This is a genomic window from Erythrobacter sp., from assembly GCF_024305245.1.
GTDB lineage: Bacteria > Pseudomonadota > Alphaproteobacteria > Sphingomonadales > Sphingomonadaceae > Erythrobacter.
The window spans coordinates 242,794-259,982 of sequence record NZ_JAMWYX010000005.1 but is presented as its reverse complement, the minus strand read 5'-3'; the positions used below and the strand labels follow the sequence as shown (position 1 = coordinate 259,982).

Here is a 17,189-nt window from a genome sequence, read left to right as displayed (position 1 = left end):
GCTTGTCGATTTCGGGTCGCGCGACACCATCAATTTCTACGCCGGAGGCGGCGCAGAACGACCGAAATTGTAAGTCAGCGTCGCCAAAGCCGAATGCGTTCGCAAATCCGCGTCGAAGTCACTGCCATCGGCGGCCCGCAGGCCGAGGTTTTCCACGTTGAAAAAGCGGTATTTGACCCCGAGATCCAGATCCCGCGTCACCGGGAAGCGCAAGCCTGCGATCAATTGCCAGGAAAAGCCGCTGTCATTGTCGTCGTTGAAGAGTTGCTCCGGGTTGGCGTCGCCCTCCAGATCGAATTCGGAGTCGATGTCGACCCAGCTATAGCCCGCGCCGCCTCCGGCGTAGAAATTGATGGTGTCGCGCGACCCGAAATCGACAAGCGCGTTCGCCATCAGGCTTTTCACGGTGAGATCGCCGTCGAGTTCACGCTCACTGTCGATCACGCCGGGCGTGGTTGGATCGAGATCGATCCCGCCGTTGGGCGCGCTGATGCTGTCGACGCCGATCCGCTTGTAGGCGCCTTCGCCTTCCAGCCGGAACCGGCCGAAGTCGTAACCCACGATCGCGCCGGCTTCCCAGCCGGTATCGGTATCCAGCGCGATGAGATCCTCGTCGGTATCCTCATCTTCGAAGATATCGATGCTGTCGTCGATCTCGTCGGCCCAGACCGCTCCTCCTTCGATACCTGCGTAGGGGCCGGTATCCTGTGCAAGTGCCGGCGTGGCCAGCATCGAGGATGCAAGTGCCCATCCGAAAATGGTGGTGCGCATACATCTATCTCCTTCGGTGTTTCTCTAACATTTGCGACCGAAATCTACCGAACCTGATCGGCAGCCCTCAGACGTGGCCGAGCGTATCGACCGTCAGCAGATGAACCTTTGCGCCCCGATGAGACTAAAACATAACATAGTGTTCTCGCGAGCCATCCTGATCGAGACACGGAGCGCCGCACCGCCGGCCGTCCGGCATATCTATGTTGGTATTGTATTTTATGACGCGGTCGGCTTCTATCGGCCGCCAGCCCGCTTGCTGGCCCGGCGGGATGGTCAGTACAGTTTCTTCATGTCCATCAGGACATGCCATGCCATCCAGCGGGCCGGGGTCTTGAAGATCATCTGATCGATGATCGCGGTCGCTGACAGCACGGCTTCTCCGACGGCAGTGTCGCGCATCGGAACCGACAAGATCGTCGTGAGCCCGTAAAACTGCAGCTTGCCGAGATCGAAATACCGGCCCGCCAGTTTGAAATCCTGGCGCAGCAGGGGATGTTCGTCGGGCGTGCGTGCCTGGGGGGTCATGTCGCGATAGCGGTTCAGGATCGGATTATGTCCGAGAGGCTCCCAGAAAATGGCCACACCGCCCGGTCGAAGCACGCGGGCGATGTTCCGGAATGCCAGTTCGAGATCGAGATGATGGATGATACCGCGCCCGAAAACCACATCGAAGGATGCGCTGTCGAAGGTCATGTCTTCGGCGTTCATGACCTGATAGTCGGTATTGACGAGGCCAGCTTCTTCGGCGGCCTTTTGCGCGTCCTGAATGGCCACGTCGGAGATATCGATGCCCGTCAGTGAGCGGGCTTGCCGTGCAACACGGATGCCCTGGATGGCAGATCCGCACCCGTATTCCAGAACGTCCGCGTTCCTGCTTGCGCCGAGCACCTTGTCGTCGAAGTTTTTCGAGCCGTGCTTGATGCTCGCGTAATATTTCCCCTGAGCGTCGCGCACCTCTTCGGTGAACCGGTTATTGTGGAAGATCCGCTCATTCTCGATCCTTGAATGCTGCATGATAATTCTCCGGTAAAATTCTCCTCAGGCGGCTGTATTGTCCTGCTGACGCAGTTCGTGGCACGGCATGCTGTCTGCGGCGCTTGGCGAATAGGCGATGCAGGTGAAATCGGCTGTGGTCGGCATGGCGTCCGGCTCGACTTTGCCGGACCATTCGCTCAGGGTTTCACTTCCCCAAAGGTTGATCATCAGCTTCTTGGCGAGGTTCGGGAGCGGCAACTTGTCGCCGGTGACCCTGTGGATCGGGCGACCGTCCAAATACCATTCGATGTAACCCGGCTGCCAGTCGAAACCATAGGTGTGGTATTCGGCAGTGGCATCGAAATCGAGCGGGATGGCAGTCGAAATCTTATCGTCGCCGAAGAAATAGGTCAGCAGCACTTCGCGCGGCTTCGCGCCGAGCACTTCGACGTCGATCTCGTTCCACGGTTGGCCGAATGGCGGCCCTGTGTAGGTGAAGAAGCCGGTAATGACCCCGCTGCCGGGTGCTGCGCGCATGGTCGTTTCGAAATAGCCGTGTCCGTATTTCGCCTTCGACTGGACTTCGCCCGATGAGTAGCGGTGCTTTTTGACGATCCCGGGTGCCAGAGTAAGGGTCAGGCCCTTGTCGAACCGGGCTTGGGACGCCTGCCAGTCATTGACCATGTATGGGCCGTTCGCCCAGCCATCGGACACCGCCCATAATTCACGGTCCAGCGCGGACAGGGTGTCGACGAAAGGTTTGCCGCCAGCGATCCGGGGGGCGGGGGGTTGTGACTGGCCTGAACCCGCCGTGGCCATCACCAGCGCCGATGGAACTGCAACCGCCGTCATCAGCGCCGTTGTCAGCAGGGCGAGCCCGGTTGTTCGTGTGCCCGTCAAATCCGCCTCCGCCTGCAAACGCGTGCGTTGCTCAGTGCATCAGCGTGGGTTTAGGCACAGCACGCGAGCGGCAAAATAGCGCAAGTTAGGCTCGGACGGGTTCGGCTTACAGGAACAGCTCGGCGGTGGCGTCGATGATCGCGCGCATATCAAGGCGGTAGGTGCGGTAAAGGTCGGGCAGGTCGCCGGTCTGGCCGAAGCGGTCGGTGCCGAGCGGACTGACCCGCTGCCCGCGCACTCCGCCAAGCCACGACAACGCGGAAGGCGAGCCGTCGAGCACGGTGACTAGGCCTGCGCCGGGAGCAAGCGCACCGAGCAGGGTTTCGATGTGCGACGCGCTGCGCTCTGCCCCGGTCCAGCGCGCGGCGCGCGCCGCCGACCAGTCGCGGTGCAAGCGGTCGGGTGACGTCACGGCGAGCAGGCCCAAGCCGGGCAGATCGTCCTGCAACGCCTCCCACGCGGCCAGCGCTTCGGGCGCGACCGCGCCGCAATAGGCGATGGCGGCAGTGGCTCCGGGCGCGGGTTCGCGCAGCCAATAGGCTCCGGCCAACGCGCCTGCTTCCCAGACATTGTCGGCGCGGGTCTGCTGCTCGATCTGGCGGGTAGTGAGGCGCAGATAGACCGAGCTGCCGCCGTCGGCCTGCATATGCTTGAACGCGAAAGCCATCAGCAAGGCGACCTCGTCGGCAAATGCAGGCTCGAAGCTTTCCAGCCCCGGCTGTCCCATCCCGATCAGCGGGGTGTTGATCGACTGGTGCGCTCCGCCTTCGCCCGCCAGCGTGATGCCCGAGGGCGTACCGACCAGCAGGAACCGCGCATCCTGATAGCAGCCGTAATTGAGCGCATCGAGCCCGCGCGCGATGAACGGATCATAGACCGTCCCCACCGGCAGCAACCGCGTACCGAAATGCGGTGCGGCAAGGCCGAGAGAGGCGAGCAGCAGGAAGAAATTGTGTTCGGCAATGCCCAGTTCGATATGCTGGCCCGCGCCGTGCGCCGCCCATTTCTGCGCCGAAGGAATACGCGCTGTCTGGAACACATCGGCCAGTTCCTGCCGCCGGAACAGCCCGCGCTGGTTGACGAAGGCGCCCAAATTGGTGGTCTGGGTGACGTCGGGCGCTGTGGTCACGATCCGGTCGGCCAGTTGCTCGTCCGATTTGGCGAGATCGAACAGCACCCGCCCGAACGCAGCCTGCGTCGATTGCACCGCGCCTTCGGGCACCGGCAGGCGGGCGGGGACGGGCACCGCAGGTGCACTGTGTTCCGCCGCCTTGCGCGCGATCGGGCTTTTCCGAACGAACGCATCGAGGCTGGCGGCGAGATTATCGCCGAGGCCCGCCCACTTGTCCCACTCCTGCCCCGGCGCAATGCCCAGATCGTCGCGCAGGCCCTCGATCTGGGACGTGTTCATCATCCCCGAATGGTTGTCCTTGTGCCCCGCCAGCGGCAGGCCGTAGCCTTTCACGGTATAGGCGATGAACAAGGTCGGCTGGTCGTCGGTAATGCTGTCGAAGGCGTCGATCAGCGTTTCGAGGCAATGGCCGCCCAGATTGGTCATCAACCGGGCGAGCGCGGCATCATCATGGGCAGCGAGCAGTTCCGGCACATCGGGCACTTCGCCCAGATCGCGCATCAGCCGCTCGCGCCATGCCGCACCGCCGAGATAGGTCAGCACCGCGAAATCGGCATTGGGGCAGTTCTCGATCCAGTCTTCCAGCGCGGCGCCGCCCGGCTGCCTGAACGCCTCGCGCTGGAGCGCCCCGTGCTTCAGCGTCACCACCCGCCAACCACAGGTCTCGAAGATATCGTCGAACCGCCGGAACATCCGGTCGGCGGTGGTCGCGTCGAGGCTCTGGCGGTTATAGTCGACGATCCACCAGCAATTCCTGAGGTCGTGTTTGTAGCCTTCGATCAGGCATTCGTAGATATTGCCTTCGTCCAGTTCGGCATCGCCCATCAGCGCGATCATCCGGCCTGCATCGGCCTCAGCCCGCTGGCCGTGGGCGATCAGATAATCCTGCACGAGGCTGCTGAACGCCGTCACCGCCACCCCCAACCCGACCGAGCCGGTGGAGAAATCGACCGGGATCGTGTCCTTGGTGCGGCTGGGATAGGATTGCACGCCGCCAAGCCCGCGAAACCGCTCCAGCTTTTCGCGGGTCTGCTCGTCCAGCAGGTAATGGATCGCGTGCAGCACCGGCCCGGCATGCGGCTTGACCGCCACCTTGTCCTGCGGACGCAGCGCGTGGAAATAAAGCGCGGTCATGATCGCGGTGATCGAGGCGCAGGAGGCCTGATGCCCGCCGACCTTCAACCCGTCGCGCTTCTCACGCAGGTTATTGGCGTTGTGGACGGTCCAAGACGACAGCCAGCGGAGCCGCTGCTCGATCTGCGTGAGCAGCGCAACCACTTCTTCGCGCGGGGCGGGATCGTTGGCCAGGTCAGTGGAGGGGGCGTTCATCGCGATGGGCGATTAGGTAGTCCGCAACCTCAGGGCAAGTGCGGAGTCAGAACGACTGGCTGACCCGGATGTTGATGCGCGGCGAATTGTCGTCGGTATCGTAGCGCGGCTCGGTCAGCGGTACGGCGACTTCGAGATCGAAATCGAGGCTGCGATTGATATCCGTCCGCAACCCCGCCCCGCTGGACGCGAGCGTGCCGCTGCCACGGCCATCGCCGAGGTTTGTCACCGTGCCGCCATCGGCAAAGGCATAGAGCTGCAGGCGCTCGACTGCACCCAGCGCGTCTGGCCAGTCGTAACGCAGTTCCCCAACCCCGGCGATGCCCTGATCGCCGATGCGTTGCGCAAAATCATAGCCGCGCAGGAAGCTGTTGCCGCCCAGCGCGAAGTTCTCGCCGATCAGCAGCGGATCGGCCGAAAGCTGGCCGGTCGCCTCCAGCGACAGGCTCAATCGCGCAGCCAGACCGCGCCGCCAGTTCAGCCACCACGACAGGGTGGTAAAACCCGGAGGTGCATCGCTGCGCGAGGCCAGCGGATCGCCAAGCGCGGTTGCGCCGAGGATGTCCAAACCCTGGCTGACGGTAGCGCGACCTTGCAATGTGCCGCCCGCCAATGGTCCGAAACCGTAGAAACCGAGGCGCGCCAGAGCTATCCGGTCATGCCGGGCGAGCGACCCCAAACTGTCCTGCTGCAAATCCTGCAGTTCCGCGCTCGCCTCCAGCCACAAGCTGCCGCGCTGGCTACGCAGCAGCGGGTGGCGCATCCGCAACCCGCCGCGCCATGATGTGCCCAGCAGTTCGCGCGCGGCAAGATAGGCGCCGGGCTCTGTTCGCGAATAGGAACCGAACGCGCCCACGCTGGTGCCACTGTCATTCACGACCATGCTGTAGCGCGCGCTGAAGAACGCCAGTTCTTCGGGATCGAGCGGGGTGGCGGAGAAACTGAGGTCGACCCGGTCATAGGGGGAGATCAACCCGTTTGCATCGAGGTTGATCCGCGCCCGCACCGGGCCGACGGGTTTCGTTCCATCGCTGGCGACCAGCGCCGATCCGGCGAAATCTTCGCGGCGGGCATCGACCACCAGAACACGGCGGTCACCGTCACGTTCGAACCTCGTATCGCGGATCCAGACGCCGGGAAGATCATCGGCCAGCAGGACTTCACGTTGCAGGGCAGCCAGCGTGAGCGGCTGATGATCGAGCAGCCGCCGCAACTGCTTGCGGATCGCCGGATCATCGGAGCCTTCGATGCGGATATCGTCGAGGCCGCCTTCATCGACCGTAATGCGGAGCACCCCGCCCACCAGCGCCTGTTGCGCAATCCATGCCGTGGCGAGGATGTAGCCGCGCTCGCGGGCATGATTGGCCACGGCATCGGCAAGGCTGCGCAGTTCGGCATGGTCCAGTCTGCGGCCGGCGTAAGGTTCGATCACGGGCGCGAAATCGGCCCGGTCGAGCGCCACAAGTCCGTCGATGACGATGGCCCCCACAGCCGCACCATCCGTCATGACGGTGTTTGCAGGCGTGTCGAGAACCGGCTGAGTCGCGATTCGTACCGATTCTTCGGGCTGGGCCGCGGGACGTTCGCGTTCGATCTGCTGGAACGGGTCGGTACGGTCGAGCGCATCCTGAGCCGCCAGACTATGCCCGGCGAGCAATACGGCACCCGATGTCGCGACATTAACCCACTTCAAGACTTGAAACTCCGCCTGGACCGCTGAAGGCCATAAGTTCCAAAGGTTAATCAAAGGCTCCCTTAAGTTATTCTTCACCAATTCCTTAAATCCATCTGGAAGAGAACCGGCTGTATCGGGCATCCATGGAAAACCTATTTCATCACCTGTCGCGCATTGTTTTGCCGATGCTGCTGATACTGTTCAGCGGTGCGCCTGCGTTTGCGCAGGACGGGACATGGACCATCTCGGAAACCAAGGGCAGCGTGCGGGTCATCGACAGCAGCGGCGAACGTGCAGCTTCGACCGGACAGGCTCTGACGCCCGGCGCGACCGTGCGAACGCAGGCGCGTGCGTCTGCAGTGCTGGTGCGCGGAAGCGAATTCGTTACTTTGCGGCAGAACACCCAGATTCGTATTCCCGAGGCCGCACGCAGCCGCTCGATCATTCAGGTGCTGCAGGACTATGGCAGCGCGCTGTTCAATATCGGCAAGAAGGCCGATCCGCATTTCGGAGTGGAAACACCCTATCTCGCGGCGGTGGTCAAAGGCACCACCTTCATCATCGCAGTCGGAGAGGACGCCGCGACTTTGCAGGTGACCGAAGGCGCGGTCGAGGCGTCTACCCTCGACGGCGGTGCCCGCGAACTGGTGCTGCCGGGCGCAGTGGCGATGGTGGCGGCAGCCGATTCCATGCGGCTGGTGATCGAGGCCGACGGCCGCCGGGTGATTGATTCTCCGGCCCGACCGGCTGGCGGACCGGCAGCTCCCGCGCCTGCTATGGGCGGATCTGCCGAAGCGGGCGAGCGCAGCGGAGCCTCTGGTTCGCGACCTGCCGCCGCACAAGATCGTGGCTCGCGCCGGATCGATACCGTGATCGCCAGCAGTCCTGGCGACCTGAGAGGCTATTCGAGCGGCTTCGTCTCCGGCGAGATTACTGCCGTCGCGGCGGTGATCGTCGCCGACAATACCGCGCGCGGCGCGGCACCGCCTTTCAGTACAGCTGGCGGGATTGCCGAGGATGGTACTGCCTGCTTCCAGGGGGCCTGCACGCCTCCAGGCAACGGCAATAGCGGCGGCGACAGCACCGGCGGTGAAGGTAACGGCGGCGGCAATGGCGGTGGCAGCGGCGACGCCAATGGCGGTGGCGGTGAAGGAAACGGCGACGCCAATGGCGGCAGTAACGGCAATGGCGGTGAAGGCAGCGGCAACGAAGGCGGCGGCAACGAAGGCGGCAGCGATAACGGCAACGGCAATGGCGGCGAAGGCGGCAGCGATAACGGCAACGGCAACGGCAACGGCAACGGCGGCGAAGGCAACGGTGGCCAAGGCAACGGTGGCGGCGGCGATGCCAACGGCAACGGCAACGACGGCGGCAACGGCAATGGCGGCAACGGCAATGGCGGCGACGGCGGCGACGACGGCAACGTGAATGGTGGTGGCAACGGCGGCAACGACGACGGCAACGACGACGACCGCGGTGGCGGCGACAATGGCAATGGCGACGAAGACCGCGATGACGGCGATGACGGCGACGACGGCGATGACGACCGCGACGACGACCGCGACGACGGCGATGACGACCGCGACGACGACGGCGATGACGGCGATGACGACCGCGACGACGGCGATGACGACCGCGATGACGGCGACGATGATCGTGACGACGGCGATAATGACGGCGATGACGACCGCGACGATGGCGATAACGGCAACGGTAATGGCGGCGGCGATGATGACGGTGGTGACAACAGCACCGGAACCGGAAATCGTGGCGGCCTGGTACCCGGCTCCGGCATCGGCAGCATCGACGGTGGCGCCGGACAGAACGCTGGCGCGCTGAATCCCGGCGCGGCCTCCGACATGGCCATTGATCCCGCATACAGCGATCTCGGCAACCGGCTTGATCGCGTACCCGCCAGCACAAACCGGTCGCATGCCGAACTCCGCTAGGCACCGGCGCCTGATGAGCCGGCGGCGCTCCTTCATCCCGAATTTCGTCGACTCGTTCTGGCTGCGGATTGCCGGAATGCTGGCGCTCGCCGTGGTGGTCGGGCTCGCCGCTGCGACAGGCGCGTTCAAGCCGGCCGACCTGTGGCTGGAGGAACGGGGCTTTGCCCTCACTGAACGGTCTGCCAGCGGGCAGGTGCATGTCGTGGAGATGGATGCCGCCAGCATGGCTGCAATCCGGCGCTGGCCGTGGACGCGCGATCACTATGCGCAACTGGTCGCGCAGCTCGATGCTGCGGGCGTCCGCTCGATCAGCTTCGACGTCGATTTTTCAAGCAGCTCGAACCCTGCGGATGATGCCGCTTTCGCCGCGGCGATTGCGGCTGCCGATGCACCGGTCGCGCTGCCGACTTTCGCTCAGAATGCCGGTTTTCGCGATGGTCGACAGCTGGACGCGCTGCCCATTCCCGTATTGCGCGAACATGCCCATCTAGCTTCGGTGTCGATCATCCCCGATCCGGACGGCTTCGTGCGCCGCATGCCGCTCGGCACGAAAACCGGCGATCTTGCGCGCCCCTCGATCGCGGCCTTCGCCACAGGAAGCGCCGGGCGGGTCGGCGAAAGCTTCCCGATCGACTTCGCCATCGATCCTGCGACGATACCGCGCCACAGCTTCATCGCGGTCGAACGCGGCGAATTCGATCCGGCCGCGCTGAAGGGCAAGGACGTTATCGTCGGTGCCACGGCGATTGAGATGGGAGATCGCTACCCGGCGCCGCGTCATGGGGTCATTCACGGAGTGATCGTGCAAGCCTTCGCGGCCGAGACGCTGACGCAGGGAACGCCGGTCTATGGCGGGTGGTCAGGTCCATTGGCGCTGGCGGCGCTGTTGGCGCTGCTGGTGGTTTGGGCGGGCCGGCGCGGCGAGGTGGCTGCGCGGCTTGTGCTGGTCACGGCAGGATTGCTGGCGGGCTGGTTGGCCGCGCGGGTTTATGCAGGGTTGTGGTTCGAGATTACTCCGGCGCTTGCCCTTCCGGCGCTTGCCGCATTGCTGCGGGTGGTGTTCCTCACCCACCACCGGGCCGAGCGCGGGCGGCGGATCGATTCCGAAAGCGGCCTGCCCAACAAGCTTGCGCTCGACACACGGCTTCCCGAGACCGACACACGCCACTTCATCGCTGCCCAGATCGACGATTTCGACGGTCTGAAGCTGGCCGCGGGCAAGGAGAATCTGGGCGACCTGCTGCGGCGGCTGGTTGAGCGTCTGACGGTCGCAGGCTGTGCGGCAAGCATTTACCGGACCGACGATCGCACGCTTGTCTGGTCGTCGCCGCTGGAGCTTGAGGAAATCGAGCCGCTGCTGGCCGGGCTGAGGGCCGTGATGCGCAGCCCGTTCGAAGTCGCCGGACGCAGGCTCGGCGTATCATTGACCTTCGGCGTGGCGCCCGCCGATGTCCCCGAAGCTGCCGCCAATGCCGCCCATGCCGCCAGTCTCGCCAAGCGATCGGGCAAGCCCTGGCGGCTTTATGCCATAGGCGAGGGCGCAGCTGCGACCGAGCAATTCTCGCTCCTTGGCGAACTCGACGATGCGCTGCGCGAAGGGCACCTGACGGTGGTCTATCAGCCCAAGCTCAACCTCAAATCCGGGCAGATCGACGCGGTCGAGGCGCTGGTGCGCTGGAATCATCCGCAGCGCGGGATGCTCCCGCCCGACAGTTTCATTCCGCTGATCGAGGAAGCGGGCCGGATCGACGATCTCACCATCGGCGTGCTCGCGCGGGCATTGGAAGATATGCGCGCGTGGTGCGAACGCGGGCTGGTGATGCAGGTCGCGGTCAACATTTCGGCTGTGCTGCTGACTTCGGAAAGCTTCGCCAACCGGGTGCTTTCGCTTGTCTCGCGCTCCGAAGTGCCGACCCATCGCCTGACCTTCGAGGTCACCGAATCCGCCCAGTTCGAGAACACCGGAGAAGCCATCGCCATGCTCGAACGGTTCTGCGCCAGCGGTATCCGCATTTCGATGGACGATTACGGCACCGGACAATCGACGCTCAACTATCTCAAGCTGCTGCCGCTTTCGGAACTCAAGATCGACCGGATGTTCGTGCAGAACGCGCATCGCGACCGCGGCGATGCCATGCTCGTGCGATCCACCGTGCAACTGGCCCACGAACTCGGGCTCAAGGTGGTGGCCGAAGGGATCGAGGAGGCAGGCTGCCTATCGTTCCTGAAAGCGATCCAGTGCGACTATGCGCAAGGTTACCTCATCAGCCGGCCCGTTGCCGCTGACAAGCTGGCCGAAATCGTCGGAAAGTCACAAGCCCTCGCGGCCTGATCCGCTGGCCTGATCGCCGTCACCCGGCACGGCAGGTATTCAGCGCATTGCGTCCGTCTCCCGGAACGTTAATGCTGTACGCTTCCCGCCGCGTCCGATGAGGTGACCGTGAACCGCACTGCTTTATTCGCCAGCGCCATCGCCATGGCAGCGCTTCCCCAGACCTCGTTCGCGCAGGATGCCGAAGAAAGCTTCGGAGGGGCCAAGGGGGCAGACCTTTCGATCGCGGCGATCGAGCCCGACAATGGCGACATCACCATCGGCAGGGCCGGGGATTATCCGGCGGATATCGCCCGCTATCTGCTCGCATCGGGACCGGGCGCGGCGAATCTGTCGCCCGATGGCAAGACGATCGCGTTTGCGTGGGATATCACCGGCGAAAGCGAATTGTGGGTGATGCCCGCATCCGGTGGGCAGCCCCGGCAAGTTACCTTCAAAACAGGTGTTCGCGCACCGGTCTGGACGCCCGATGGCAGCCGACTGTTCTATTCCGCCGACAAAGACGGCAACGAGCAGCCCGGCTATTTCGCGATCACCGCCGATGGCGCGAGCGAAACCGAGGTTCTGCCTGCAGCACGCGGCGATTTCCGCATCTTCGGTGATTTCGCGGCCGATGGCAGCTTCGCCTATGCATCGACCGCGCGCGGCGCCGGGGTGTTCGATATCTACCGCGGCACGCTGAGCGGGGAGAGCGAACTGATCGTCCAGTCCGAACTCGGGCTTGCCGCGCGCTCGATCTCGCCCGACGGCAAATATGCGATCGTGACCGAGACTGTGGGCGAGGATGCCGATAATCTCTACCTGCTCGATCTGGCGACCAGATCGATGACCACGATCTCGAAACCGCCGGTCGAAAACCGCTCGGCGCACACGCTGGGCGGGTTCGCGTGGACGGCGGATTCCTCCGGTTTCTATTTCTCCACCAACCGCGACCGCGAATTCGGCACGCTTGCGTTCTACAGCATCGCCAAAGGCGCGTTCGAGCGGGTGTTCGATGCGACCAGCGACGTCGAGAATATCGAATTGTGCGGCAGCGGCGGGACATACCTTTACTGGAGCCAGAACGAGGACGGGTTTGACGCGCTGCGCGGCTGGCACACGCAGGACAAGCGCGCGATTGCAATGCCGCAATTGCCCGAAGGCAAATACCAGCTCGATTGCGAGGCTGACGGCCAGTTGATGGTGCGGGTCAATGGCTGGCAGACCCCGGGCGAAATCTGGTTGACCGACCCGGCCGCCGGCACCGCCACCAAGGTGTTCGCTGCCAATCTGGCGGGCCTCGATCCCGCGCGGCTCGTGCGCCCTGAAGTGGTGCGCTACGCCGCGCGCGACGGGGTGGAGTTGCAGGGGCTGCTCTATCTGCCCGAAGGCGCGGGCACGGGGGCGGACGCTCCGCCGGTGCTGTTCAGCGTCCACGGTGGGCCTTCGGGCCAGAGTGCGGCGAGCTTTTCCGCCGTGACGCAGTACCATGTCGCGCGCGGCGTGGCGGTGTTCCAGCCCAATGTGCGCGGCTCCACCGGGCTCGGGCGCACCTATTCCACGCTGGACGACCGCGAGAACCGGCTCGATTCGGTACGCGATCTGGTCGATCTCAAGCGCGCACTTGCCGCGGACGGGTTGATCGACGGCGACCGTGCGGCGGTGATGGGCGGCTCCTATGGCGGCTATGCGGTCAATGCCGTGCTGGCCGAGTATCCCGGAGAATTCGCGGCCGGGGTTTCGCTGTTCGGGGTGGCCGACTGGGTCACCGCGCTCGAAGTCGCCTCGCCTGCGCTGAAGGCAGCGGACAGGATCGAATATGGCGATATTACCGAGGCCAAGTGGCGCGAGTTCTACACGGTGAACTCGCCGATCCGCAAAGCCGACCGGATAACGGTGCCGGTGCTCTATTCGCACGGCGTGATGGACCCGCGCATCGACATCTACGAAACCGAAGTGATGGTGAAGACCTTGCGCGCCAATGGGGTGCCTGCGCCCTTCATCCGCATTCCCGATGAAGGCCACGGCTGGCGCAAGCTGTCGAACCAGCTGTTCTATTACCGCCAGCAGGCCGAATTCATCGAGCAGCAGCTGGGGCTTTCAGAGAAGAACTAAGATGTGATCGCGGCTGGAACCGGCTGCGCAGTCAAAAACGGGGGAATGATGATAATGACGCGCCGCATACGTTTGGGGGTGCTGTTGCTGGCCCTGTCCCTGCCGCTCGCCCCGGTGAATGCGCAGGTCGGCCCGCAGGAAATTGCTGCGCCCGCTGGCGAGACCGGATTGGTGCCGGTGCGCACCGATGCCGCCAAGGGCCGCATCCTGCTGACCCTGCCGCGTCCCGGTGAGGACGGCGTGGCGCTGCGGGTGCTGTACAGCACCGCGCTCAAAACCGGGCTCGGCTCCGCGCCGCTGGTGCTTGACCGGGGGCGTACGGGTAACACCCAGATGGTCGCTTTCCGGCGGATCGGCGGCAAGATCGCGGTGCAGTTCGAAAACCCGCGGTTCCGCGCCAGCTCCGGGGAGCCTGCGCAGCAGCAGGCAGTGGCGAGCGATTTCGGCATATCGACGGTGTGGCTGACCGACATCGCCGAAACGCTGGACGATGGCCGTCTGGTGATCGACATCGCGCCGTTCCTGACGCTGGATACGCTCGGCATCGCCGCATCGCTCAATCAGGATCAGGATCCGTTCGGCATCGGCGCGGCATCGTCGATCGCGGGCAAGGGCTTCAAGCTGGAGGAGAAGCTGAGCCTCGCCGATCCCGCCTCGGTTCACCTGTTTCCCGATAATCTGGAGGTGGATGCCATCCAGACCTACGTCTCCGAAAAGCCCGGCGCCGAGGTCGAGAATATCGTGCCCGAACCCGGCAAGGTCACGCTGACGGTTCACCACAGTTTCGTGCGGCTGCCCGAGCCTGGGTTCGTGCCGCGCAGCTTCGATCCGCGCCTCGGCGGATTTGCCACGCAGGCGGTGGACTTTTCGGCGCCGCTCGGCGCGCCGGTGGTCTATGACATGGCCAACCGCTTCCGGCTGGAGAAGCTCGATCCCGCCGCGCCGCGTTCGCGGGTGAAAAAGCCGATCATCTTCTATCTCGACCGCAACACGCCCGAACCGATCCGCTCGGCATTGCTCGAAGGGATCGGCTGGTGGGGCGATGCCTTCGATGCCGCCGGTTTTATCGACGCTTTCCGGGTGGAAATGCTGCCCGAAGAGGCCGATCCGCTCGACGTGCGTTATAACATGGTCAACTGGGTCGACCGGGCGACGCGCGGCTGGGCTTACGGACAGCAGATCGCCGATCCGCGCACCGGCGAGATCGTCAAGGGCATGGTGGTGCTCGGTTCCTTGCGGGCGCGGCAGGATATCCAGATATTTCAGGCGCTGGTCGGCGCGGGGGAACTCAACAGCGGCGGGCCGAACGATCCGGTCAAGGTAGCGCTCGACCGGCTGGCGCAGCTTGGCGCGCACGAGGTCGGCCATACGCTGGGCTTTGCGCATAACTTCGCCGCCAGCACGCAGGATCGCGCATCGGTGATGGACTATCCGCCGCCGCGCATCGGCCTGGTGGACGGCAAGCCCGACCTGTCGGACGCCTATGCCGAGGGGATCGGCGCGTGGGACGTGGCGACGGTGCGCTGGCTCTATGCCGATGCGGACGCGCGCGAAACGGCTGAGGCGGCAGCACAATTCCGCTATGTGCAGGATGATAACGCCCGCGCTGCCGATACGGCCTATGCGTGGGGCGGGCTGTGGGACGACGGCGCGGATCCGGTGGCTGAGCTCAACCGGTTGATGCAGGTACGCAGCGCCGCGATTGCGCGCTTCGGGCTTGGTGCGCTGAGCCCGGGAGAGCCGGTGTCGAACCTGCGCCGCCGGTTCGTGCCGCTGTGGCTGCTCCACCGCTATCAGCTGGTGGCCGCCGCCAAGCAGATCGGCGGGGCCGATTTCGTGTATGCGGTCAACGGCGGCGGGCGCGAGGCGGCAGAACCGGTCGCTCCTGCAAAGCAGCGCGCGGCGCTGGACGCGGCGCTGGCGACGCTGCGGCCCGATGTGTTGCGCGTGCCGCCTGCCTTGGTGCCGCTGCTTTCGGCGGCGCAGAACGGCAGCACCGATCGCCAGTACGAAACCGAGATTTTCGCCACGGCGGGAGGCCCGCTGTTCGATCCGCTGGTGGCAGCTGACGCTGCGGCCCAGCTGACTGCGCAGACGCTGCTCGCCCCGCGCAGGCTGGCGCGGCTGGTGGTGCAGAGCCAAAGCGAGCCCGAGGCGCTGGGGGTTGGCGAACTGCTCGACCGGATGACCGATACTGTGCTGGCATCGACCGGTGACGATCTCGGTCGGCGTATTGCCTACCGCACGCTCGCCACCATGGCGCGGGTCGCGCGCCGCCCGGATGCAACGCCGGAAGTGGCCGCCGCGCTCGATCAGAAACTCCGCGACGTCGGCGAGGCGCTGGGCAAGCGCAAGGCGGGCGGCGCCGAACGCGCATGGGCGCTCAGCCTGTCGCGCCGCCTGCTCGATCCCGACCAGCGCGAACAGCTGGCAGCCAGCCTGCCGCGCATGGTCAGCGTGCCGCCGGGCGATCCGATCGGTGAGGATGACTGGATGGACCTGTCCAGCCTGCTGACGATCAGCGAATGAGTGCCGGGATCGGCAAAACGACACGAACAGGGGGAAAGAAAACATGAGCATGGCAAACATGGCGCGCGGCAAATGGATGCGGACCGGGACGGCGCTGGCTGCCGCATTGCTTACCGCAGGCGGCGGGGCCAGCGCGGCTGACCGCGCGCCGCTGACCGCAGAGCAGCAGCAGGCCTACGACATCTACCGCGACATCATCGCGATCCGCACCGCGCGCGGACAGGCGAAGACGCCGGAAATGGTCGCCTATCTGGCCGACCGGCTGAAGCAGGCGGGGTTTGCCGACGCCGACATCATGGTCTCCGACTACGACAGCGAAGGCGAGCCGGTGCAGGGCCTGATCGTGCGCTTTGCCGCCTCCAAGCCCGACGGGCGCAAGCCGATCGTGCTGCTTGGCCACATGGACGTGGTCGATGCGCTGGCCGAGGATTGGGTGTTGCCGCCTTTCACTCTGACCGAACAGGACGGGTACTTCTTCGGGCGGGGCACCACCGACAACAAATACGGCATCGCCAATCTCGTGCAGACCTTCATCCGGTTGAGGCAGGAAGGCTGGTCGCCGGGCCGCGACCTCTATCTGGTGTTCTCGGGCGACGAGGAAACCGGCATGATCTCCACCCGCGCGCAGGCCGAATATGTCGCGGCGAAGATCGACCCGGCCTATGTCCTCAATTCCGATGCCGGCGGGATCACGCTGGCCCCCGACCGCACGCCGCTGGCGATGGCGGTGCAGGCGGCGGAAAAGACCTTTGCCACCTTTGAACTCACCGTCACCAATCCCGGCGGCCACTCCTCGCGCCCGCGCAGCGACAACGCGATCTACGAACTCGGCGATGCGTTGCAACGGATCAGGGAGCACCGCTTCCCGGTGCAGGCGACCCCGCTGACCCGCTCGTTCCTCGGCGCGCTGGGGCAGATCACCCCCGGCGAAACCGGCGAAGCGATGCGCGCCTTTGCCGCCGATCCGGCCGATCCCGCCGCGATTGCGGTGCTGCAGGCCACCCCCGAAACCGTGGGCACGCTCGGCACAACCTGTGTCGCGACAATGCTCAAGGCGGGTCACGCCGAAAATGCTCTGCCGCAGTCCGCGACAGCGACGGTCAATTGCCGGATATTCCCCGGGGTCGGCGCTGCGGCGGTGGAGGCCACGCTGCGCGAGGTGGTCGCCAATGATGCGGTGCAGTTCAAGCTGGCAACCGATGTCACCGAGAGCCCCGAATCCGCCGTGCCCGACGAAGTAATGGCAGCCCTGCGCACCACCATCGATGCGCGCTATCCGGGCCTGCCGATCCAGCCATACATGGAGTCGGGTGGCACCGACGGCATGCATTACCGCACCCGCGGCTATGCCACCGTCGCGATCTCGGGCGCGGCGAGCCGCCCGCAGGACATGTTCGCCCACGGCCTTAATGAACGGCTATCGGTCGACAGCTTCTACGGCGGGCTCGATCATTGGTACCGGCTGCTCAAGGAACTCGGCGGCTGACCCGCCGGGATCGG

10 protein-coding genes are annotated in these 17,189 nt (G+C 64.9%); 5 read left to right on the top strand and 5 right to left on the bottom strand.

All coding sequences use genetic code 11. The annotated features are described in order from the left end of the window. Positions 1 to 36 precede the first annotated feature (36 nt). From Q0L48_RS09840 to Q0L48_RS09820, 5 genes are all read right to left on the bottom strand, one after another. On the bottom strand, positions 37 to 771 hold the full coding sequence (locus Q0L48_RS09840; protein ID WP_296720333.1) for an outer membrane beta-barrel protein: 735 nt from the start codon (positions 769 to 771) through the stop codon (positions 37 to 39). Positions 772 to 1,047: 276 nt separating this feature from the next. Further along, positions 1,048 to 1,728: a class I SAM-dependent methyltransferase gene (locus tag Q0L48_RS09835; protein ID WP_296720330.1), complete on the bottom strand. Its 681-nt coding sequence runs from the start codon at positions 1,726 to 1,728 to the stop codon at positions 1,048 to 1,050. 84 nt (positions 1,729 to 1,812) lie between these two features. Next, on the bottom strand, positions 1,813 to 2,649 hold the full coding sequence (locus Q0L48_RS09830) for a family 16 glycosylhydrolase (protein ID WP_296720327.1): 837 nt from the start codon (positions 2,647 to 2,649) through the stop codon (positions 1,813 to 1,815). Positions 2,650 to 2,755: 106 nt separating this feature from the next. Continuing rightward, complete coding sequence (locus Q0L48_RS09825; protein ID WP_296720326.1) at positions 2,756 to 5,110, bottom strand: transketolase; 2,355 nt, start codon at positions 5,108 to 5,110, stop codon at positions 2,756 to 2,758. Between the two features lie 46 nt (positions 5,111 to 5,156). Beyond that, positions 5,157 to 6,803: a ShlB/FhaC/HecB family hemolysin secretion/activation protein gene (locus Q0L48_RS09820; RefSeq protein WP_296720325.1), complete on the bottom strand. Its 1,647-nt coding sequence runs from the start codon at positions 6,801 to 6,803 to the stop codon at positions 5,157 to 5,159. A gap of 125 nt (positions 6,804 to 6,928) precedes the next feature. Between Q0L48_RS09820 and Q0L48_RS09815 the strand changes: the two genes are divergently transcribed. The 5 genes from Q0L48_RS09815 to Q0L48_RS09795 all read left to right on the top strand — a co-directional run bounded on the left by Q0L48_RS09815 (position 6,929) and on the right by Q0L48_RS09795 (position 17,175). Further along, on the top strand, positions 6,929 to 8,734 hold the full coding sequence (locus Q0L48_RS09815) for a FecR family protein (protein ID WP_296720322.1): 1,806 nt from the start codon (positions 6,929 to 6,931) through the stop codon (positions 8,732 to 8,734). A 13-nt stretch (positions 8,735 to 8,747) separates the two neighbouring features. Continuing rightward, positions 8,748 to 11,066, top strand: a complete 2,319-nt coding sequence (locus tag Q0L48_RS09810) for an EAL domain-containing protein (RefSeq protein WP_296720320.1) — start codon at positions 8,748 to 8,750, stop codon at positions 11,064 to 11,066. Positions 11,067 to 11,174: 108 nt separating this feature from the next. Beyond that, a complete protein-coding gene (locus Q0L48_RS09805; protein WP_296720318.1) occupies positions 11,175 to 13,160 on the top strand; it encodes a S9 family peptidase in 1,986 nt (661 codons plus the stop codon). Between the two features lie 54 nt (positions 13,161 to 13,214). Continuing rightward, positions 13,215 to 15,689, top strand: coding sequence for a zinc-dependent metalloprotease (locus Q0L48_RS09800; RefSeq protein WP_296720317.1), 2,475 nt, complete (start codon positions 13,215 to 13,217; stop codon positions 15,687 to 15,689). A 43-nt stretch (positions 15,690 to 15,732) separates the two neighbouring features. Further along, entirely contained in the window at positions 15,733 to 17,175 is a 1,443-nt protein-coding gene (locus Q0L48_RS09795) for a M20/M25/M40 family metallo-hydrolase (RefSeq protein ID WP_296720314.1), read from the top strand. Positions 17,176 to 17,189: the final 14 nt, after the last annotated feature.